This window comes from Ruegeria sp. AWH4_226 (genome assembly GCF_056159225.1).
This window is the reverse complement of sequence record NZ_JBSWUU010000001.1, coordinates 1,416,986-1,438,015: the sequence shown is the minus strand read 5'-3', so window position 1 is coordinate 1,438,015 and position 21,030 is coordinate 1,416,986. Positions and strand designations below refer to the sequence as shown.

At 58.0% G+C, this 21,030-nt stretch carries 16 protein-coding genes; 11 read left to right on the top strand and 5 right to left on the bottom strand.

The annotated features are described in order from the left end of the window. The first annotated feature begins 85 nt into the window (after positions 1-85). The 4 genes from ACXAET_RS06985 to ACXAET_RS06970 all read left to right on the top strand — a co-directional run bounded on the left by ACXAET_RS06985 (position 86) and on the right by ACXAET_RS06970 (position 5,338). On the top strand, positions 86-1,330 hold the full coding sequence (locus tag ACXAET_RS06985; RefSeq protein ID WP_475183150.1) for a sarcosine oxidase subunit beta family protein: 1,245 nt from the start codon (positions 86-88) through the stop codon (positions 1,328-1,330). Between the two features lie 61 nt (positions 1,331-1,391). Next, positions 1,392-1,721, top strand: a complete 330-nt coding sequence (locus ACXAET_RS06980) for a sarcosine oxidase subunit delta (RefSeq protein ID WP_068332111.1) — start codon at positions 1,392-1,394, stop codon at positions 1,719-1,721. A gap of 43 nt (positions 1,722-1,764) precedes the next feature. Next, positions 1,765-4,779: a sarcosine oxidase subunit alpha family protein gene (locus ACXAET_RS06975; RefSeq protein WP_475183145.1), complete on the top strand. Its 3,015-nt coding sequence runs from the start codon at positions 1,765-1,767 to the stop codon at positions 4,777-4,779. Then, the gene (locus ACXAET_RS06970; protein ID WP_475183142.1) at positions 4,772-5,338 is read left to right on the top strand and encodes a sarcosine oxidase subunit gamma; all 567 of its coding nucleotides are present in this window, start codon (positions 4,772-4,774) and stop codon (positions 5,336-5,338) included. The genes ACXAET_RS06975 and ACXAET_RS06970 overlap by 8 nt, the downstream gene beginning before the upstream one ends. Before the next feature lie 37 nt (positions 5,339-5,375). On the opposite strand, the gene ACXAET_RS06965 is transcribed toward ACXAET_RS06970, so the two are convergent. Both ACXAET_RS06965 and ACXAET_RS06960 read right to left on the bottom strand, forming a co-directional pair. Further along, entirely contained in the window at positions 5,376-5,804 is a 429-nt protein-coding gene (locus tag ACXAET_RS06965; protein WP_475183140.1) for a hypothetical protein, read from the bottom strand. A gap of 67 nt (positions 5,805-5,871) precedes the next feature. After that, entirely contained in the window at positions 5,872-6,633 is a 762-nt protein-coding gene (locus ACXAET_RS06960) for an FkbM family methyltransferase (protein ID WP_475183137.1), read from the bottom strand. Between the two features lie 100 nt (positions 6,634-6,733). Between ACXAET_RS06960 and ACXAET_RS06955 the strand changes: the two genes are divergently transcribed. Beyond that, complete coding sequence (locus tag ACXAET_RS06955; RefSeq protein ID WP_068332099.1) at positions 6,734-7,333, top strand: superoxide dismutase; 600 nt, start codon at positions 6,734-6,736, stop codon at positions 7,331-7,333. A gap of 376 nt (positions 7,334-7,709) precedes the next feature. Then, complete coding sequence (locus tag ACXAET_RS06950; protein WP_475183135.1) at positions 7,710-8,159, top strand: baeRF12 domain-containing protein; 450 nt, start codon at positions 7,710-7,712, stop codon at positions 8,157-8,159. Positions 8,160-8,195: 36 nt separating this feature from the next. Here the strand turns inward: ACXAET_RS06950 and ACXAET_RS06945 are convergent, their stop codons facing one another. Beyond that, the gene (locus ACXAET_RS06945) at positions 8,196-8,747 is read right to left on the bottom strand and encodes an LOG family protein (RefSeq protein ID WP_475183132.1); all 552 of its coding nucleotides are present in this window, start codon (positions 8,745-8,747) and stop codon (positions 8,196-8,198) included. A gap of 126 nt (positions 8,748-8,873) precedes the next feature. On the opposite strand from ACXAET_RS06945, the gene ACXAET_RS06940 reads away from it, so the two are divergent. Both ACXAET_RS06940 and ACXAET_RS06935 read left to right on the top strand, forming a co-directional pair. After that, positions 8,874-10,151, top strand: coding sequence for a LysM peptidoglycan-binding domain-containing protein (locus ACXAET_RS06940; RefSeq protein WP_475183130.1), 1,278 nt, complete (start codon positions 8,874-8,876; stop codon positions 10,149-10,151). Positions 10,152-10,228: 77 nt separating this feature from the next. Then, positions 10,229-12,034: an ABCB family ABC transporter ATP-binding protein/permease gene (locus tag ACXAET_RS06935; protein ID WP_475183126.1), complete on the top strand. Its 1,806-nt coding sequence runs from the start codon at positions 10,229-10,231 to the stop codon at positions 12,032-12,034. 84 nt (positions 12,035-12,118) lie between these two features. On the opposite strand, the gene ACXAET_RS06930 is transcribed toward ACXAET_RS06935, so the two are convergent. Then, entirely contained in the window at positions 12,119-15,916 is a 3,798-nt protein-coding gene (locus tag ACXAET_RS06930) for an efflux RND transporter permease subunit (protein ID WP_475183124.1), read from the bottom strand. Further along, positions 15,913-17,145, bottom strand: coding sequence for an efflux RND transporter periplasmic adaptor subunit (locus ACXAET_RS06925; protein ID WP_475183122.1), 1,233 nt, complete (start codon positions 17,143-17,145; stop codon positions 15,913-15,915). Before ACXAET_RS06925 ends, ACXAET_RS06930 begins: the two co-directional genes overlap by 4 nt. A gap of 225 nt (positions 17,146-17,370) precedes the next feature. Here ACXAET_RS06925 and ACXAET_RS06920 point away from each other — a divergent pair, with 225 nt between their 5' ends. From ACXAET_RS06920 to der, 3 genes are read left to right on the top strand one after another with little or no spacing between them, the layout of a single operon-like run. Continuing rightward, complete coding sequence (locus tag ACXAET_RS06920; RefSeq protein WP_475183117.1) at positions 17,371-18,042, top strand: hypothetical protein; 672 nt, start codon at positions 17,371-17,373, stop codon at positions 18,040-18,042. A 39-nt stretch (positions 18,043-18,081) separates the two neighbouring features. Continuing rightward, positions 18,082-19,404, top strand: coding sequence for a PQQ-like beta-propeller repeat protein (locus tag ACXAET_RS06915; RefSeq protein ID WP_475183113.1), 1,323 nt, complete (start codon positions 18,082-18,084; stop codon positions 19,402-19,404). A gap of 48 nt (positions 19,405-19,452) precedes the next feature. Further along, the gene (gene der / locus ACXAET_RS06910; RefSeq protein ID WP_475183108.1) at positions 19,453-20,916 is read left to right on the top strand and encodes a ribosome biogenesis GTPase Der; all 1,464 of its coding nucleotides are present in this window, start codon (positions 19,453-19,455) and stop codon (positions 20,914-20,916) included. Positions 20,917-21,030: the final 114 nt, after the last annotated feature.

Below are 21,030 nucleotides of genomic sequence, written 5' to 3'. Positions count from 1 at the left end.
TTCGATATTGTGGCGTTGTCCGGCACGGGTAAACTGTTCACACGCTGCATATCTGCGCCAATTACCGAACCGGATGGATTCGCTCATGAAACACTACTCAGCCTTTGCTGTGGCGCGGGAGGCTCTGCGCTATCACACCGGATGGGAGCGCGCATGGCGCTCGCCCGAACCAAAGAAGCGGTACGACGTTATTATCGTCGGTGCCGGGGGGCACGGTTTGGCGACCGCTTATTATCTGGGAAAGAACTACGGTATCCAGAATGTCGCCATTATCGAAAAAGGCTGGTTGGGCGGCGGAAACACGGGCCGGAACACGACCATCATCCGGTCGAACTACCTACAGGACCCTTCGGCGACGCTGTATGAAAAGGCGCGCGGTTTGTACGAAGATCTAAGCCAGGAGTTGAACTACAATATCATGTTCAGCCCGCGCGGCGTGATGATGCTGGCGCAGACTCAGCATGAAATCCGCGGCTATCAGCGCACGGCGCACGCCAATGCCTTGCAAGGTGTCAAGACCGAATGGATCGGGCCCGAACGCGTCAAGGAATTGGTGCCGATCATCAATATTGACGGTCCCCGCTATCCGGTTCTGGGGGCGTTGTGGCAGGAACGCGGCGGTACAGCGCGTCACGATGCGGTCGCCTGGGGCTATGCCCGTGCGTGCTCGGCCATGGGGATGGACATTATCCAGAAATGCGAAGTCACCGGTGTTCGGTCGGAAAACGGCCGCGTCGTCGGCGTCGATACCACCAAGGGCGCGATTGACTGCGAAAAGCTGGGTATCGTTGTTGCGGGTCATTCCGGCCAGTTGGCCGAGATGGCGGGCTTCCGCCTGCCGTTGGAGTCTGTGGCGCTGCAGGCGCTTGTGTCCGAACCGATCAAGCCATGCATGGATGTGGTCGTGATGGCCAACACTGTTCATGGCTATATGTCTCAGTCCGACAAGGGCGAGATGGTGATCGGCGGCGGCACTGACGGGTTCAACAATTTCACCCAGCGCGGCAGCTTCCACCATATCGAGGAAACCGTGCGGGCACTTGTCGAAACCTTCCCGATGATCTCGCGCCTGAAGATGCTGCGCCAGTGGGGCGGGATCGTGGATATGACCGGCGACCGCTCCCCCATCCTGTCGACGACGCCGTTGGGCAATTGCTTCATCAACTGCGGTTGGGGGACAGGCGGGTTCAAGGCCATTCCGGGCTCGGGCTGGGGGATGGCGCAATTGATGGCGACCGGCCATTCACCTCTGACCGAAGCCTTCACGATGGACCGTTTCAAAGAGGGCCGCTTTATCGACGAAAGCGTAGCCGCAGGGGTGGCGCACTGATGTCGTCGCTCTGCACCTACACCTCGATTTATTGCTCCTGCTTCGAAAAGGAGACTGCGATATGCTGACACTCAAATGCCCGTTCACCGGTGCTATGCTGGATGAAACCGAACTTCATTGTGGTGGCGAAGCGCATCGGAAACGCTTTGGCCCGGGGTCTTCTGACGAGGACTTTGAAACCTACATGTTCGTTCGTGAAAACCGCAAGGGCGTGCATTTCGAACTTTGGCTGCATGCCTATGGCATCGGCAAGTGGTTCATTGCTGCGCGCGACACGGAAACCTTGGAAGTGTATGGAACCTACCCGGCACAGACAACGGAACCCCCGCAAGACATCAAGGACGCGATTACCGCCAAGCGCCCCGGCTGGTCCTGGAGAGAGTTTGAATGATCCGCGCCGCCATCCGTAATTCCGCCTGCGAAAGGTCCGCAATATGAGCACCCGTCTCGCAAAACAAGGCCGGCTGATTGACCGGTCGAAAAAGGTCACCTTCACCTTCAACGGCAACTCAATGCAGGGCTATGAGGGCGATACGCTTGCCTCGGCACTGTTGGCCAATGATCAGATGATGGTGGGTCGGTCGTTTAAGTACCACCGTCCGCGTGGTGTGGTCGCCAGCGGCGCAGAAGAGCCGAACGCGCTGGTTGGTCTGGGGCAGGGGAACCGGTTCGAACCGAACCAGCGCGCCACAACGACCGAATTATTCAACGGTCTGACAGCGGTTTCGCAGAACCATTGGCCGAACCTCGAATATGACATCGGTGCGGTGAACACCGCGCTGGCCCGGTTCCTGCCTGCGGGTTTCTATTACAAGACGTTCATCCACCCCAAGCCGTTCTGGAAACATGTCTATGAGCCGTTCATTCGTCAATCTGCAGGATTGGGGAAGGCGCCTGACAAGGAAAGTCGTGACGCGGACACTTACGAACATTTCTACGCCTTCACCGATGTCCTGGTGATCGGCGGCGGTGTCGCCGGTCTGCAGGCGGCGAAGACTGCGGCCGGGTCCGGTGCCAAGGTTCTGCTGATTGAGCAGACCGCGCATTGGGGCGGACGTGCCCCTGTGGATGGCGGCACAATTGGTGGCAACTCTGTGGATAAGTTCGTGGAGGAATTGGTTTCCGAACTGGAATCAATGGACAACGTGACGATGCGCAATCGCTGCATGGGGGCGGGTGTCTATGACCACGGCTATGTGCTGGGATACGAACGCCTGAGCGATCATGCGCCCGGTACGCAAGGCCCGCGTCACCGCCTGTGGCGCATTCGCGCGAAGCAGGTCGTCACCGCAACCGGCGCGATCGAACGTCCGTTGTCTTTTGCGGGCAACGATGTGCCGGGTGTGATGCTGGCCTCGGCCATGCGCGACTATGTCGTGAACTGGGGCGTCACTCCGGGTGAGCGGGTGATTGTCGCCACCAACAATGACGACGCCTACCGCACAGCGATCATCCTGAAACAGGCCGGAGTTGACGTATTGCGTGTCGTGGATGCGCGTCCGACAGCCGGTCCTTTGGCAGAAGAGGCGCGCGCACTTGGCATCCGGGTCGACCCCGGTAAAGCCATCGCAAAGGTCAAAGGTGGCAAGCGTGTCAAGAAGGTTGCGATTTGCAATCAGGAGGGGATCGGTGGCGCACGCGAAGAGGTTGAGTGCGACGCTGTTGCCATGTCGGGTGGCTGGTCTCCGGTCGTGCACCTATGGTCGCATTGCGGCGGAAAACTGATCTGGGATGAGGCGCAGGCGCACTTCCGGCCCGACCCGTCGCGCCCTCCGCTGGGTGCGAATGGCGAGGGGTTTGTTCTGGCCGCTGGAAGCTCAAACGGTCCTCTGGCATTGCCCGAGGTTCTGACCGACGCTGACGCGGCAGGCAAAGCTGCGGCCAAAGCCGCCGGGTTCAAACCAAAAAGCACCAAAGCGCCAAAAGGCGAAAGCATGTCTGAGGCCGCGATGGAGCCGGTCTGGCTGATGCCCGCCAATGCCGAGATCGGCCTGCGCATGAAATCGTGGCTGGATTTCCAGAACGATGTCAAAGTCTCTGACGTCCAACTGGCTGCGCGCGAAGGGTACGAGAGCGTTGAGCATACCAAACGTTACACCACTCTGGGCATGGCGACCGATCAGGGCAAGTTGAGCAATATCAATGGGCTGGCGATCCTTGCTGATGCGCTGGATGCAGAAATTCCCAAGGTTGGCACCACCACGTTCCGCCCGCCGTATACGCCGATCTCCATGGGCGCGATTGGCGGCGAGGCGCGCGGTGAGGTGTTCCAGCCGATCCGCCGGACTCCGATGCATGACTGGCATGACAAGAACGGCGCGGATTGGGAACCTGTTGGCCACTGGCGCCGAACATATGCCTACGTTCGCCCAGGTGAATCCGTTCATGATGCCGTGAATCGCGAGGTGAAGAACACGCGCGAGAACCTTGGCCTGCTGGATGCGTCGACGCTGGGCAAACTGATTGTCAAAGGCCCGGATGCCGGCAAGTTCCTCGACATGATGTACACCAACATGATGTCCACGCTGAAGGTCGGTAAATGCCGCTATGGCCTGATGTGTTCGGAAAACGGTTTCCTGATCGACGATGGCGTCGTTGCCCGGATCGACGAGGATACGTGGCTGTGTCACACAACCACGGGCGGAGCCGAACGTATCCACGCCCATATGGAAGAGTGGCTGCAAACCGAGTGGTGGGACTGGAAGGTCTATGTCGCCAACGTGACCGAGCAATACGCTCAGGTCGCGGTGGTTGGCCCCAACGCCCGCAAGGTTCTGGAAAAGCTGGGCGGTATGGATGTCAGCAAGGATGCGCTGCCGTTCATGGAGTGGCGTGATGGTAAGATCGGTGACTTTGACTGCCGCGCGTACCGCATCTCGTTCTCAGGTGAGCTGTCCTTTGAAATCGCGGTTCCCGCGTCACAGGGTCAGGCGTTCTGGAACGCTCTGATGGAGGCCGGGAAAGAGTTCGGCGTGATGCCCTACGGTACCGAGTGTCTGCACATCCTGCGGGCCGAAAAAGGCTTTATCATGATCGGGGACGAGACCGACGGCACAGTGATCCCGCAGGATCTGGGGCTGCACTGGGCGCTGTCCAAAAAGAAAGAGGACTACCTCGGTAAACGCGCCCATTCGCGCACCCACATGGCCGACCCCGACCGCTGGAAACTGGTCGGTCTGGAGACTGTGGATGGTTCTGTCATCCCTGACGGAGCTTACGCAGTCGGCTCGGGCGTCAACGCCAATGGTCAGCGCAACATGATCGGGCGTGTGACCTCGACTTATTACTCAGCCAATTTAGACCGTGGTATCGCAATGGGCCTGATCAAGCATGGCCCCGACCGGATGGGTGAGATTGTCGAATTCCCCGGTACTGATGGCAAAACCTACAAAGCCAAGATCGTGGACCCGATCTTCTATGACAAAGACGGGGAGAAGCAGAATGTCTGAACCCATCAGCGCACTGAATCACGCCAGCTATGAAGGCATCGCAAAGGTCGAGGAATGCGGCCTGCAGGGCATGATAACCTTACGTGGCGACTTGTCTGACAAGGTATTGGCCAAAGCCGTAAAGGATGCCACTGGCCAAATAGTACCCGGTCAGCGTGAGGCTCTGGTCAAGGGCGACACTGGTGTTTGCTGGATGTCACCGGACGAGTTGCTTGTGCTTGTGCCCTACGCCGAAGTGAACGCCAAGGTCGCCGACATCGCGGGCGCGCTGAGTGGAATCCACGCATTGGCGGTGAACGTCTCGGACGCACGGGCAGTATTCCGTGTTTCCGGACCCAATGCGCGCGAAGTGCTGGGTAAACTGGCACCGGTCGATCTGTCGCCTGACGCATTCCAGCCCGGTCAAATTCGCCGTTCGCGTTTGGCACAAGTGGCAGGCGCATTCTGGATGGACGATGCCGAGACGTTCCGCGTCGTCTGTTTCCGGTCGGCTGCGGATTATGTGTTCAAGCTGCTGAAGGTCGCGGCGCAGCCGGGCAGCGAAGTTGGGTTTTACTGATTGAAAACATTAGCCTCGGTTCCGCCGGGGCTTTCACTTACTTTGCTGCGGAACATATCCCGGCCCCAAAAGGCTTGTTTGCAAAATTTCCCTGCACAAAAGCCGTACGCACGGTAACAGTGTTGTCGGATGTTTTTAGGTTCGCTTGGTAGCGAACGCGGACATTGCCACCGGCGACCATTCTTTGATCGAGGTTCCAGATTATGCGATACCCTTTGGCGCCGCGATTTTTTAGTGTGGCTGACGTCCAATCGTGATTAGAGCTTGCCGCCATCGCCGAAGTCGCGGCGGGGTCAATCTGGAAGCCATACTCTGGTGCAATCCAGCCATGAGCATCTTGCTTGGTCATCTTGCAGTGATAGGTAATCGTTTCTGCAGAAGCCGTTTGTGCAAACATCGCGGTGGCAATAGCCAGTAATTTTCTTTTCATTTTAGTCCAGTTGGTCGTAATTTTTGATGCAAACAATCAAACTGATACATCTTAAGGGTGCAAGCAGAACGTCACGTTAAAGAAGAACAGAAATCCAGTTGTTCTACCCTTGCAAGAGGATCGTGTGGAACCGGTTTAGCGCCTCGTTCGTCAGCAAGTCCGAAGCCTTAAGAGGTCGCGCTTTGTCATCCGAAAGGTCCGCGTAAAAACTCAGCGCGTCCAATAACGCCGCAACACGTTCGCGTCGCTCGTGTTCTCGTAGCATAGGTGCATGAAGAGACAGGAGCAGGGCAGGCCTCTGTTTTTTCAGCCAAGCGCACAGGGTAGGCGTAACAGAGAATTCCGCCCCTTCAATGTCCATCTTGACCAGCGAAACCTTGGACAGATCGTTTGCTGCCTCAATCTGGTCCCAGGCAATGGTCAGTGCATCGGTCCCGTGCGCCCCGTCATACAGCAGTGAGCTGGTTGAGTCTCCCGGCTCACCGCGAACCGAGGCCATACGCGCCACGCCAAAGCGATCTGATAAGGCAACTCCGAAGGCAGAGACATTGTGGATGTTGTTCAAGTCCAGGTTCCACGCCAGATAGCGGAACGCTGTAGGGTCGGGCTCAAAGCACCAGACATGACGTGCGCGCCGGGCACCGTAGAGGACCGTAGGCCCGATCCAGGCACCGATATCCAGATAGTCGTTGTCGGGTTTGAGGTGCTGATCCAGTACGGCAAATGTCTCCGGCTCCCATGCACCGGCTGAGGCTTTGCGCCAGAATTTCGAATGATAGGGATCAAGATGGAACGGTTCGCCGTTCAGGTTGCCCGCATAGTATCCGCGGGCGCGGTAGAACATCTTGCGCGCCTGTGTCAGCATCGCGGACCTCCGGGTTTTCTTGTCTCGCCCCTTGACCTACGGCGGCAGCCAAAGCATTTAACCCTTGGGAACCGCAACTTTTATTTTACAGGGGGCCGAGATGGCTTTTGAACTTCCTGATCTTCCTTATGCACATGACGCGCTGGCAGCCAAGGGCATGTCCGCGGAAACGCTGGAATATCACCATGACCTGCACCACAAGGCCTATGTGGACAACGGCAACAAGCTGATCGCCGGGACCGAGTGGGACGGCAAGTCGCTGGAAGAAATCATCGTTGGCACTTACGACAAGTCGGCCGTCGCGCAAAATGGTATCTTCAACAACATCAGCCAACTTTGGAACCACAACCAGTTCTGGGAGATGATGGGCCCGGGCGACAACGCCATGCCGGGTGAGCTGGAAAAAGCTCTGACCGAAAGCTTCGGTTCGGTTGACGAGTTCAAGTCGCAGTTCAGCGCCGCTGGTGCCGGTCAGTTCGGCTCGGGCTGGGCGTGGCTGGTCAAGAACGCTGATGGCTCGCTGGCTGTCACCAAGACCGAGAATGGCGTGAACCCGCTGTGCTTCAACCAGACCGCGCTGCTGGGGTGCGACGTGTGGGAGCACTCTTATTACATTGATTTCCGCAACAAGCGTCCGGCTTACCTGTCGAACTTCCTCGACAATCTGGTGAACTGGGAAAACGTCGCTTCGCGGATGTAATTCTGGCCCAACCGGGGTTGTTCAGCGCCCGCTGGCGGAAACGCTGGCGGGCTTTTTTTGTGCGAAAATTCGCCTCCATGGTTTGAAATAAACGCGAGGGCGCTGTCACTGTAGGAACACAGTGCAATTGGTTTGTATGTTGAGCAGCCAAAATGCCCCTTTGACTGACAGGAAAAAACCTGCCGATGAGAGCAGTTTCATTCTGAGACGGGATTGTACGCGGCCCGGCAATGCTTACCTTAGGTTAAGCGGGGGGAGAGTTCCGCTATACATAAAATTCCATTCAGGTAACGCGCAACGCATCGGCGTGCGTGGAAAAGTCGAGCCTGATGTGATGCAAACGCGATGGCCATACAGTTAAAAAACGGAGGGCGTGATGGTCGCACTTGAACAGGGAACTTGGGTTGTCATTTCCGACGGAGAAAAGGCGCTGTTTGTTGAGAACGTTACCGATGCCGAAGACCCCAATCTGGTCGTTGTCCCGCTTGAGGAACGGGATACGCGCGCTGGGGGCACTGACCAAGCAGAGAAAGGCATGGATACCGGGCGGCCTCAAATATCCGCGATGGAACAGCCCAACTGGAAAATCCACGCCAAATCCCTCTTTGTGCAAGACGTCGCCAACCTGCTGAACCGAAATGGCCCGAAGGGTGCTTTCAACAAGCTGGTTCTGGTCGCAAGCCCGCACGTGTTGGGCCTGCTGCGCCGACGTCTGCACAGCGACGTACTGGCCAAAGTTGTGGCCGAGGTCGACAAGTCCCTGACCAATCACCCTTTGTACAAGGTTGAAAACCTGCTGAAAAATCGCACGGGTCTTGCGGTCTGATCGCAGTCGAGCGGCACGCGGTCGATCACAATCCCATTAGGTCAGATAGCTCCGCAGCGTAGACATCGCCGATGTCGGATCATCGACCCATGTGATAAACTCGGCCAGCGACCCATCTGCGAAGCCTTGGTGGATGACACGCTGAACAAGCTCGTGCAACGCGTCCCAATATCCGTCCACATTCATCACCAGAATCGGTTTGTCGTGAAGGCCAAGCTGCCGCCATGTCAGTGCCTCAAAAAGTTCGTCCAGTGACCCTGGCCCACCCGGAAGGACGACCACGGCGTCCGCGTTCATGATCATGACTTTTTTTCGTTCATGCATGGTTTCCGTGACCACAAAACGGGTCAGGTCGGTCTTGCCAACCTCGCGTTGCAACAGGTGAACAGGGATAACGCCAAAGGTATCGCCCCCGGCGGCTTGGGCGGCACGGGCAACCTCGCCCATAAGGCCAACGTCCCCCGCTCCGTAGACCAACCGCCACCCTTCTTGCGCCAGCATTGTCCCGAATGTTCTTGCGGCGTCGGCATAGGTGGAATTGGTGCCATTTCGTGACCCGCAATACACACAAACAGATTTCTGAGACATTGTGATCGCTCTCCGGGGTTGCGCCTGAGGTTTTGACCCCTGATAGCGGGATTGATAGATTGGCTCAACCGTCAGGCAGAATGTGTTATGGTCAAAGCACTTGCGCTGCGGAGTGAAAGGAAAAAAATGAACGCCGAGTCGGGAAGCGGAAGCTCAGGAACTTTTGTCTGGGGCTTGATCGCCGGTATTGCGGTTGTTGTCGGGGCCGGTGGATTGTATCTGTCCGGCATGATCGGTGGCGGCCCGGACGCGTCCGGGCCAGAGGCCGAAGTTGCCGCGCAATCCGAAGACGGCAGCACCCAACCAGTTCCAACCGACCCGGCAGACGAAGAACCAACAACACCTGACGCGAATGAGCAGGCATCCGATACCCCGCCTGAGGACATCACGCAGGACGACGCTGCACCGCAAGTGACACTGTTGCTGGATCAGATTTTTGTCGAACCGGATGGCGCTGCGGTTCTATCCGGCTCTGGCGAGCCGGGTGCCGAGGTGAACGTTTTGCTGGATGGTGAGTCGGTACACAGCTTTACAGTCGATGCTAGCGGCCAGTTTGCGGAGTTCGTTTCGATCCCCTTTTCCGACCGGGCACGTGGCCTTTCGTTGGAAACGCAGGGTGATCAACCTGCGCGCTCGGACGATTACGTAATCGCAGCGTTGCCGGAACCGGAGCTGACAGAGGAACCCGGGTCAACCACAGAAACGGCCGAAAGCACCGTTGCTGAAGCAGATACAACCGATGGTGCTGAGGTCGCGGAACCGGACCAGCCCGAAACAGCCGAAACTGAGGGCCAGCCGGTTCAGGATGAGCCCCCACAAGTTGCTGAGGCGCCAGACGCGACGGATCAAAGGGTGACCATCTTGCGCTCGGGTGAGGATGGCGTCGAATTGGTACAGGGGCCGACCAGCCTGCCGCAAGCCCCGGATCAGGTTGCGTTGGACACGATCGGCTATTCCGACGCGGGCGAAGTCGAGTTGACTGGGCGGGTGCCTGATGGCTCAGTTGTGCGCCTGTACCTCAACAACCGGCTAGTGGATGACCAGTCTCCGGCGGATGACGGCCAATGGCGTAGCGAGTTGGAAGGCGTAGAACCCGGCGTCTATACCCTGCGCGTGGATGAGGTTGGTGCAGATGGGACCGTGGTCAGCCGCCTGGAAACCCCGTTCAAACGGGAATCGCCTGATATCCTGCGTGCTGCCGAGGCGACGGATGAGGACACCTTAGACCCAAATGCAGCACCTATTCGGTCGGTGACCGTACAAAGGGGCGACACATTGTGGGCCATTTCGCGTGAACGGTTCGGCGACGGCATCCTCTATGTCCGGCTATTCGAAGCAAACAGGGACTCGATCCGCGATCCGGACCTGATCTATCCCGGCCAGATTTTCACAATACCTGAATAGCCCCGAACCCTTGGCCCTTTGATAGGCCTGGGCTATCTCTGAACGCAGATCTGAAACGTGATAAGACGATAGCCTTGATGAATTCAAATGACCTTCCAGAAGTTGACGAGCGTCAGTCCGGCTGGCGCACGGTTCGAAAGGTCGCGCCATATCTTTGGCCCGAGGATGAACCTTGGGTAAAACACCGGGTCGTAATTGCCATGGCGATGCTGGTTCTGGCCAAGCTCATCGCGGTTTACACACCGATCCTTTACAAGGGCGCGGTTGACGGACTGGCAGGCGAAGGTGTTCCACCGCTGGCTTTGGGGGCCGTCGGCCTGACGGTGGCTTATGGCGTAGCGCGCATGATGACCGTTGGCTTTCAGCAGTTGCGTGATGCTGCGTTTGCCAGAGTGGGTCAGCGGGCCTTACGTGCACTGGCACTGGAAACGTTTCAGCATATTCACCAGCTATCAATGCGTTACCACGTGACGCGCCGGACCGGGGGGCTCAGCCGGATTATCGAGCGTGGCGTCAAGGGCGTCGAGTTCCTCTTGCGGTTTCTGCTGTTCTCTATTGGACCGCTGATCCTTGAGCTGCTGCTGGTTGCGATCATCCTAATGTGGATGTTTGACGTGTGGTACCTGGTCGTCGTCGCGGTCACGATCGGGTTGTATATCTGGTTCACCTTCGCGGTAACGGAGTGGCGGGTAAAGCTGCGACGCGAAATGAACGATCAGGATACTGAGGCCAACCAGCGTGCCATCGACAGCCTGTTGAACTTTGAAACTGTCAAGTATTTCAACGCGGAACAGCGCGAAGCTCAACGATACGATACTTCGATGAAGGCCTATGCAGGGGCAGCGCTGAAAACGGCATACTCGCTTGCCTTTTTGAACTTCGGTCAGTCCTTCCTGATTACCTGCGGACTTATCGGGGTGATGGTGATGGCCGCCATCGGCGTGCAGAAAGGATCCCTGACGGTTGGCGATTTTGTTATGGTCAATGCATACATGATCCAAATCACTGTGCCGCTGAACTTTTTAGGTACGGTGTACCGGGAAATCCGCCAGTCGCTGGTCGACATGGGGCAGATGTTTGATTTGCTGGAACAACCGGCTGAGGTCACTGACAAGCCCGGCGCATCGGATCTTGTGGTCAACGGCGGTGAAGTGACCCTGGACGCTGTCCATTTTGGCTATGATGCTGACCGTGAGATATTGAAGGGCATCTCATTGACCGTGCCTGCAGGTCAGACAGTTGCCATCGTGGGGGCGACAGGTTCGGGTAAGTCCACCATCGGACGGTTGCTGTTCCGATTCTACGACGTAACGGGCGGGGCGTTGAAGATTGACGGGCAGGATGTGCGCGACGTGACTATGGACAGCCTGCACGCCGCCATTGGCGTGGTGCCGCAGGATACCGTGCTGTTCAACGACTCGATCCGCTACAACATTGCTTATGGCCGCGACGGAGCCACGCAGGATGAGGTCGAGGCGGCGGCCAAAGCCGCTCAAATTCATGATTTTATCGTGTCATTGCCCGAAGGCTACGACACCAAGGTCGGCGAACGGGGGTTGAAGCTGTCGGGCGGTGAAAAACAGCGGGTCGGCATTGCCCGTACATTGTTGAAGAACCCGCCGATCCTGTTGCTGGATGAGGCAACTTCGGCGTTGGATACGGATACCGAGCAAGACATCAAGGACGCTTTGGCGCGGGCCGGGGAAGGGCGCACGGTGCTGACAATCGCGCATCGGCTCAGCACGATTGCCGAGGCGGACGTAATTGTCGTGCTGGAGCAGGGTGAAATTATTGAACAAGGCCCGCATGATGTTTTGCTGCAACGTGAAGGTCGCTATGCGCAGTTGTGGCGCCGTCAGCAATCTGAGGCCGAACTCGACTGATCACCCGATCCGTTTTGGTCAGGCTGAGGGAACCCGACGCTTGGCACAAAGGAAAATGGCGAACCTCAAGGTTCGCCATTTTCTTTACTCTGCCGCTTTCAGTGGTGATGTGGGCGGTTGGCCCGGGTCCCACTCGGGTTTTGAGAGCGGGTCGTACTCTGGCGGAGCGTCATCTTCCCAAATCACTTCGGTCGCTTGCGCCTGTCGCGCCGCCTTACCAATCGCCATATCCTGGGCAATCTGACTGGATCGACCGGCCGTTGCACGGGCCAGAAGTTTGCCCAACCACACGATATAGGTTGACACCCACACCCGCAGCGCCAGCAACGAGGGTGTCACAATCAGTGTCAGAACGGTCGCGATGCCAAGGCCAAACACAACCGCAGTGGCAAGCTGTTTCCACCACAGGGCAGTGGGGCTGTTGATCGAATACCCACCGCCAATGAAATCAAGCGAAAGGCCAAACATCATCGGCGTCAGACCAGCCATCGTGGTCAATGTAGTTAGCAGGACGGGGCGGATACGCGCCTCGGCCGTGCGAACGATCGCCTCAATCCGGGGCATATAGCGGCTGTATTCTTGGTAGGTGTCAATCAGAACAATGTTGTTGTTCACCACAATCCCTGCCAGCGCGACGATGCCCGTGCCTGTCATGATGATCGAAAATGGTTGCTGCATCGCAATCATCCCGATCAGCACCCCGGTGGTCGACAGTACAACCGCCAATAGCACCAGAACCGAGTTGTAGAACGAGTTGAATTGCGCCAGCAAGATCACGAACATCAGGCCCAATGCGCCCATGAAGGCATTTACCAAAAAGGCACCGGACTCGGCCTGATCTTCCTGATCACCTGTCCATTCCCAACTGATCGCGTTTGAGAAGGGGCCGGTATTCAGCCACTCTGTCAGGGCCGCGATCCGCTCGTTCGGGTTGATTAGCTCAAGACGCGCCGCGCCCGTTTCGATCGCATCACGCACATTTTCTATGGTCTCTGTCTCGGTCAGTTGAAACAGTTCATACGTTGCGCCATTGGGGCCGATGATGGCCGCGCCATTGGGCTCCGCGCCTTCTTCAACCGCGCGGATGACGGCCAATTGTTGCTGTTGTCCATCGGGACCATCAACAACCACTTTGGACAGCCCCGGTTCCACATCCGCCTTCACGTCGTAATAGCGTTGCTGGTCGATCCGGTTGATCTCGGCCAATTTAGCAACCGGTTGACGGGTCACAAAGTTGGATAGCGGTACCAATCCGTCGGGCGTGCGAACCTTTAGAGAATCTAGCGTCGACAAAACGCGGTCCTGCTCGGGCAGGCGCACGCGGATTTCAACCTCTTCATCGGTGTTATCGGGACGCATCTCGCCCAGCAGGATGCCACGCGTGACAAGCTGCACCATCGCGCCCACAGTGGCGACATCAGCGCCAAAACGTCCCGCCTTGGCGACGTCCACGTCAATCTGCCAGTCGATGCCGGGCAGGGGCAAGGTGTCTTCGATCTTGATCAGCCCCGGCGTTTCCTCAAACACTGCACGGGCGGTTTCTGTGGCGGTGGTCAACTCTTCCCACCCGTCGCCCTTTATGCGCAGATGCACGGGCTTGGCCGAAGCAGGACCTTGTTCCAGCGGCAGAATCTCGACGATGAATCCGGGCAGCTTTGCAAGCTCGGCGTTTAACTCATCCAGAACGTAATCACCGTCATACTCCGGGTCGATGATCTGACGTTCGAAAAGGCCAAAAAACACAGGCTCAGACACATTGGGTCTGTCTTCCCACGGGGTAATCTCGAACTGAACACGTCCTACCGTGTCAGCAGGTGCGGAAAGCCCCCCATCGTTCTGGCTCAAACCACCTTCACCGGCAAAGGCAAACACGTTTGTCACAGCCGGGTGGGCGCTGATCACAGCTTCGGCGGCCACCACCAACGCGTCTTTTTCCTGTAGCGACAGGTTGCCCCGGGCGCGAACGTAGGCTGTCGCCTGCTCTGGCTCAGTTTCAACGAAGAACTCAACACCCCGGTTGTTGGCCATATAAAACGACATCACGCTCATGACGCCGAAGATGACAACAGCAATCGAGACGATTGGCATGATCGGGTTGCCCACCAGGAACTTGATCACGCGGCCAAACGGCGTTTGCTCCCGCGCGGTGTGAATACGTTCTTTCCGATGGCGTTCTATCCGGGCCGCGCTGAGGGTGACTGATCCGGCAAACCCGCCAAGTATGAACAGGAACGCGCCAAAAATCACGCCGCCGGTCGCGTTTTCCGGCAGCAGATAGCCGGGGTTCAACATCTGCATTGCCCCAAGGAAAATCATGTATAGCGCCGGAGGCACCATTACCGCACGCACCCACCAAGGCGCCACGGCACGCAGCCAATTTGAAGAACGGTCAAAAACCCGGCTCAGACGACCCGAAACGCCGCCCACGACGGGCAGGTAAATCAATGCAACGATCAGAGATGACGACAGAACGAAGATCAGTGTGATCGGCAGCATTTTCATGAACTCGCCCGGAACGCCCGGCCAGAACAGCATTGGTAAGAAGGCGCAGAGCGTGGTCGCAGTCGACGATACGATGGGCCAGAACATCCGCTGTGCGGCTTCGACATAGGCGTGCATTGGGCCAATGCCTTGCTTGATACGCTTGTCGGCGTATTCGACGACCACGATGGCCCCGTCAACCAGCATACCCACAGCCAGGATGAGCCCGAACATCACCATGTTCGAAATGCTGACCCCCATAACGGCAAGAAAAGCGAAACTCAGCAGGAATGAGGTCGGGATCGCAAAACCCACCAACAACGCAGCGCGCGTGCCCAACGACGCCAGAACCACGATCATCACCAACGCAATAGCCGTCAGGACCGAAGCTTCAAGCTGGCGCACCATTGAATCGACGATACGGCTCTGGTCGTTTGATGTTCCAACGTCCACAGCAGCACGCAGTTCGGCGGGCCACTTTTCCTGCGCAGCAGCCAAGGTTGTTTTAACGTCGGCAACCGTGTCGATCAGGTTGAAGCCTTTCCGTTTGACCACCTGCAACGCCACAGTGGACTCGTTGTCAAACCGCGCCGTACCTTCCCGGTCTTCAAATGTGTAGTTGATCTGCGCAAGCTCACCCATCGTGACAACGCGATCGCCGTTGACCTTTACGGGCAGGCTGTAAACATCCTCGGCGGTTTTGAACGAAGAGGGGATCTTGACCGAGAATGTCCCCTGCGCGGTATCGACCTCACCCGCGGCAATCAACTGGTTGTTGTTTCGCACAACGTTGATCAACTCATCGGCTGACACGTTGTAAGACTCCAGCCGCAGCGGGTCGATGATGACTTCCAGCAACTCGTCACGATCACCGGCAATACCTGCTTCGAGCACGGAATCCAGCGATTCAAGATCATCCTGCAAGTCGTTGGCGATACGCGTCATTGTGCGTTCGGGCACGGCGCCGGTCAGGTTCACGATCACGATGGGAAACTCAGACAGGTTGATCTCGGTCAGTGAGTACTGCTCGGCGCCTTCGGGGAAATCAGCCTGCGCGGAGTTCATTGCATCGCGCACATCTGCCATGATCGCGGTTTTGTCCCAGCCGAAATCAAACTCAAGCGCGATCCCGGCATAACCTTCAGCGGCAGTGGCGGTCATCTCTTTCAAACCGTCCAAATCCGCCAGTTCGGTTTCCATCGGCTTGATCAGCAGGTTTTCAGAGTCTTCCGCGGAAATGCCTGGAAACTGGACCGACACGAACAGGGCCGGGATTTCGATGTCCGGTTCGCCCTCTTTGGGGAGGCCGACATAGGCAAACCCACCAACGATCAGCGAGATCGCGATGAAAGCAAGAACCATACGGGCCCTGTTGGCGGCCCAAGCGACAAGACCTGTCATTGCGTGTGTTCCCTAAACACGGGATTGACCATGACACCCTGTGTCACGAATTCTTGCCCGACAACAATAATATCCGAGGTTTCCGGCAAACCGCCGACCCAGACACCTTCGGCCGTATCCCGCAGCAACTGGATCGGCATGAACTCGACGATGTTGCCGGCGCCCACGGTGCGAACACCGACCTGACCTTCGTTGTTCAGTGTTAATGCGGATTGTGGCAACAGATGGGCCTTGGTCCCTTCTGCCGAAATACGGATATCGGCGGTTTGGCCATCGCGGATCGTCAGCTCGGGATTGGGCACGGTGATCTCGACCTCGAACGTACGTGTCGTTTCATCGGCGGACCGGCTCAGGAACGTCACGCGGCCAGTGACCTGCAGGCCAGTGACAAGTTGCGCCGTTGCCTCTGAGCCCACAACGATTTTGTTCACATCAACTTCAGGCACGAAACCGACCAGCTTGATTGGGTCCAGTTGAATAACGGTTGCACACAGCGATCCGGGCTGCATCAGGCTGCCCAGTTCAGCCGTATCGCTTTCCAAAAGCCCCCTGAAAGGCGCTTTGATGGTCAGGCGCTCGATCTCGCGTTGCGCGGCTTCGACTTCGGCTGTTGCGGCCTCAATACCGGCACGGGTTGCTTCCAGTCCCGCCTCAGCAGTTTTTACGCCTGCTTCTGCCGACCGCATCGCAGCCTCGCTGGAAATACGTCGGGTTTCCGATCCGAACCCGGTTTCCGACAGTCGTTGGGCGGCGGTCAGATTGATCTGCGCCTCGGCGACAAGGGCATGCGCCTCTTCCAGACGCGCCTCGGCCTCGGGGATGCGACTTTCAGCTTCTAGCCTGGCAGCCCTGGCTTCCGCCAAGCTGGCAGGGCGGGTGCTTGGGTCCAGTTCGCACAGCAGATCGCCCGCCTCGACAAACGCGCCTTTTCGCTTGGGTTCTGAAATCACGGTCGAGCTCGTTTCAGCCAGCACTTCGACCTGGCGATTGGCCTTTGTCTGGCCGCGCAATTTCAAGGCGCTGTCAATTTCTCGTGCAACCGAGCGCAGGGCGACCACGCCGATAGCTTGCTGCTCCGAAACGGGATCAGCAGCAGATTCGCTGGCGTTTGCTGTGTCTGGCGCCGCCTCACCGCGACCGGCAAAGGCAAACAATGCGTCGCGTTCGAAGATCAGCAAAAATAATGCTGCAATCACCAAAATCGCATTTATGAATGAAATCAGACGCATACGGGGCCTCGTTTAGAATTATATGCCGTTTTTACTGTGGCGCGCATGTTAATAACTGGGGTCAGGCATGCACCTTTTCTACGCTAAACTGAATAGTTTGGTTTGCTTTTTTTCGCAAGGGCGGCATGACGACGCAAAAATGCGCGAATTCCGGGCCTTGGCTTGGCGGGAACGCCGGGGTATGACATGGCGCCATACGAAAAGCACACAGCCCGAGGAGCAGGCATGAGCGACGTCGACAGTTTCATTGATGAAGTGACCGAAGAGGTCCGGCGCGATCGCTTGTTTCTGTTACTGCGCCGTTGGGGTTGGATCGGAGTTCTGGCCGTTGTCCTCATCGTAGGTGGGGCTGCGTTCAACGAGTTCAGAAAAGCGCGCGCGACAAGTCAGGCAGAGCAGCTGGGTGATGAGATTCTCAGCGCTTTGTCGCAAAATGATTCAGCTGAACGCGCCAACAGCCTAGCAAGTATTGATGCGCCCACACCCGGTGGCGTTGCGGTTCTGAACATGCTGTTGTCTTCATCGCAGGTCGAAGCAGGGACACGCGAGGAAGCGGTTGAAAGCCTGAACGCGATTTCCGTTCAAGGGGATTTGCCGGAAATCTACCGTTCTATCGCTTCGTTCAAGGCGCTGCTTTTGCAAAATGACACATTGCCGGTTGCGGACCGCCGACAGCAGTTCGAAGCGCTGGCCGCCCCCGGCGCTCCGCTGCGGTTGTTGGCCGAAGAACAGCTGGCACTCATCGACATAGCTGAGGGGAATGCTGACGCTGCAATCGACCGCCTGCAGGCAATACGACAGGATGCAGAGGTTGGCGTGGATCTTCAGCAGCGCGCGGCTCAGTTGATTGTTGCCCTTGGCGGCGAACCGGAGCCGCTGGTGGCCCAGCAGGGCTGACGCGGTGGCAAAAAGAATGACAGGCGAGTTCGGAGCATCATGGTGACAAGTCTTTTCTCCCGCGTTGGATTGTCGGTTGGGGCGCTATCTCTGATGGTGCTCGCGGCCTGTGAGGAACCCGAGGTTATCTTGCCCGGTCCGCGCGAGGATATTCGCCCCACGTCGGACAATGCTGCGGTTGTGACACGCGGCTCGAAACCGATAAGCCTGCCCGCACAGTCTGCGAATGCCGGGTGGTCGCAAAGCCCCGGCACTCCTGCATACCGGACGAACAACGCGGCCCTGCGCGCGACGCCACAGCGGATTTGGTCTGCCTCTATCGGAGACGGGGATTCCCGCAAGCGCCGCATCACGGCCGAGCCTGTCGTCGCCGGGGGGCTGATCTATACGCTGGACGCCGGTGCGACTGTTTCCGCCGTCACACCCGCGGGGCAAGTCGCCTGGAGCACGAACCTGATCCCTGCGTCTGACGGTGACTCGGATGCGACGGGTGGCGGGATGGGCTATGCCAACGGTGTTCTTTATGTGTCTTCAGGTTTTGGCCGGCTGTCTGCGCTGGATGCAAAAACCGGAACGATCCGGTGGCAGAACCGCCTGAACGCCACCGGTAGCGGCGCACCGTTGATCAATGACGGTCTGCTATACCTTGTCGCAGGCGATGAAACCGGCTGGGCGGTGAATACAAAGGATGGCCGTATTGCATGGCAAATTCAGGGCTCGCCCAGCGTTGGTAACGTTTTGGGGGCGCCGGCCCCGGTGATTGCGTCTGATCTTTCGGTCTTTGCGTTCGGCTCGGGCGATATTGCGGCAACCTTCCGCAGAGGTGGAATTCGGCGCTGGAACGCCTCGGTTGCGGGCGGACGTCGTGGGCGTGCGGCGGCGCAAATCGTGGATGTGACCGGGGGGCCGATGGTTGTGGGCAACACGATCTATATCGGCAACCATTCGGGCCGTACCGTTGCCTTTGACGCCGGATCGGGCGAGCGACTGTGGACCGCGAACGAAGGTGCCGTGGATACCGTTTGGCCTGCGGGCAACAGCCTGTTCCTGATCAGTGACCGCAGCCAGTTGGTGCGGTTGGACATTTCGGATGGTTCTGTCGTTTGGACGCAAGACTTGCCGGGTTTCGTAAAGGATAAGCCGAATCGTCGCGGTCCGGTCTTTGCACATTATGGCCCGATCCTGGCCGGAGGACGCATCGTGATCGCTTCGAATGACGGGTTCTTGCGCTTCTTTAACCCGGTGGACGGAACGCTCGTGAACCGTGTTGAAGTGCCGGGTGGCGCCACCACAGCCCCGGTTGTGGCCGGACAGACGTTGTATGTTGTCTCGACCAAGGGTGATCTACACGCTTTCCGTTGACGGCAAGATGCGCTAAACGGCGCGTCTGAGTCTTGAAAGTTGAGTATCATGTCGCTGACCGTCGCCATCGTGGGGCGCCCGAATGTGGGTAAATCCACTCTGTTCAACCGCCTTGTGGGCAAACGTCTGGCTTTGGTCGACGACCAGCCTGGCGTGACGCGTGACCTGCGCGAAGGCGAGGGGCGGCTGGGCGACTTGCGGTTTACCGTGATTGACACGGCAGGGCTTGAGGATGCAACGGATGACAGCCTGCAGGGCCGGATGCGCCGCCTGACCGAGCGTGCGGTGGATATGGCCGATGTCTGCTTGTTCATGATCGACGCGCGGGTGGGCCTGACGCCCACCGATGAGATGTTCGCCGAGATTCTACGCAAGAGATCCAAGCACGTGATCCTTGCCGCGAACAAGGCAGAAGGCAACGCGGCGGATGCTGGTGTGCTAGAGGCTTACAATCTTGGCCTTGGCGAACCGGTGCGCCTGTCGGGCGAGCATGGCGAAGGAATGACCGATCTTTACGCGCAGCTGATGCCCCTGGCCGACGCGGCGGAGGAACAGGAAGAAGAGCACACGCCGGAAACCGATATCACCTTGGATGAGGATGGCGAGGGCGAAACCCCGCAGATCACCGCGGCCAAACCGTTGCAAGTTGCGGTTGTCGGGCGCCCGAACGCCGGAAAATCCACCCTGATCAATAAGATCATCGGCGAAGATCGCCTGCTGACCGGACCCGAGGCTGGCATTACGCGCGATGCGATCAGCCTGCGTATCGACTGGGCCGACCCCGATGGCGACAGCACGCCAATGCGAATTTTCGACACGGCGGGTATGCGCAAAAAGGCCAAAGTGCAGGAAAAGCTGGAAAAGCTCTCGGTTTCTGACGGGCTGCGCGCAGTAAAATTCGCTGAGGTTGTGGTGGTTCTGCTGGATGCCGCCATCCCGTTCGAACAGCAGGACTTGCGCATTGCTGATCTGGCGGAGCGTGAAGGCCGAGCTGTGGTTGTTGCTGTCAACAAATGGGACGTCGAAGAGAACAAGCAGGAGAAGCTGCGCGAGTTGAAAGAGTCGTTCGACCGCCTGCTACCACAGTTGCGCGGTGCGCCATTGGTCACGGTTTCTGCAAAGACCGGCCGTGGGCTAGAGCGCCTGCGCGCGGCTATTCTACGGGCCCATGATGTCTGGAACCGCCGCGTTCCGACGGCCGCGCTGAATCGCTGGCTGACAACCATGCTGGAACAGCACCCGCCGCCAGCGCCGCAAGGTCGTCGGATCAAGCTGCGCTATATGACCCAGGCCAAGACCCGTCCGCCGGGGTTTGTTGTGATGTGTTCGCACCCGGACAAGATGCCGGACAGCTATACGCGATATTTGGTAAACGGTCTGCGTCATGATTTTGACATGCCCGGAACCCCCATCCGCCTGACACTGCGCGGGCAGGGCGACAAAAACCCGTACAAAGGACGGCGCAAGAAAAACGCGGGCGCGCTGGCCAAACATCTGAAGGGCCGCGCGTAACTGCGCCAATTTTCAGCGTTTTCGGTGGAAGGGCGTGACAGGCCCGTTGCCGCAGGCTAGCATTCGCCTGCGCGCATGGGTTTCCTGCGCGCCACTTGAATACGAGGAATATGC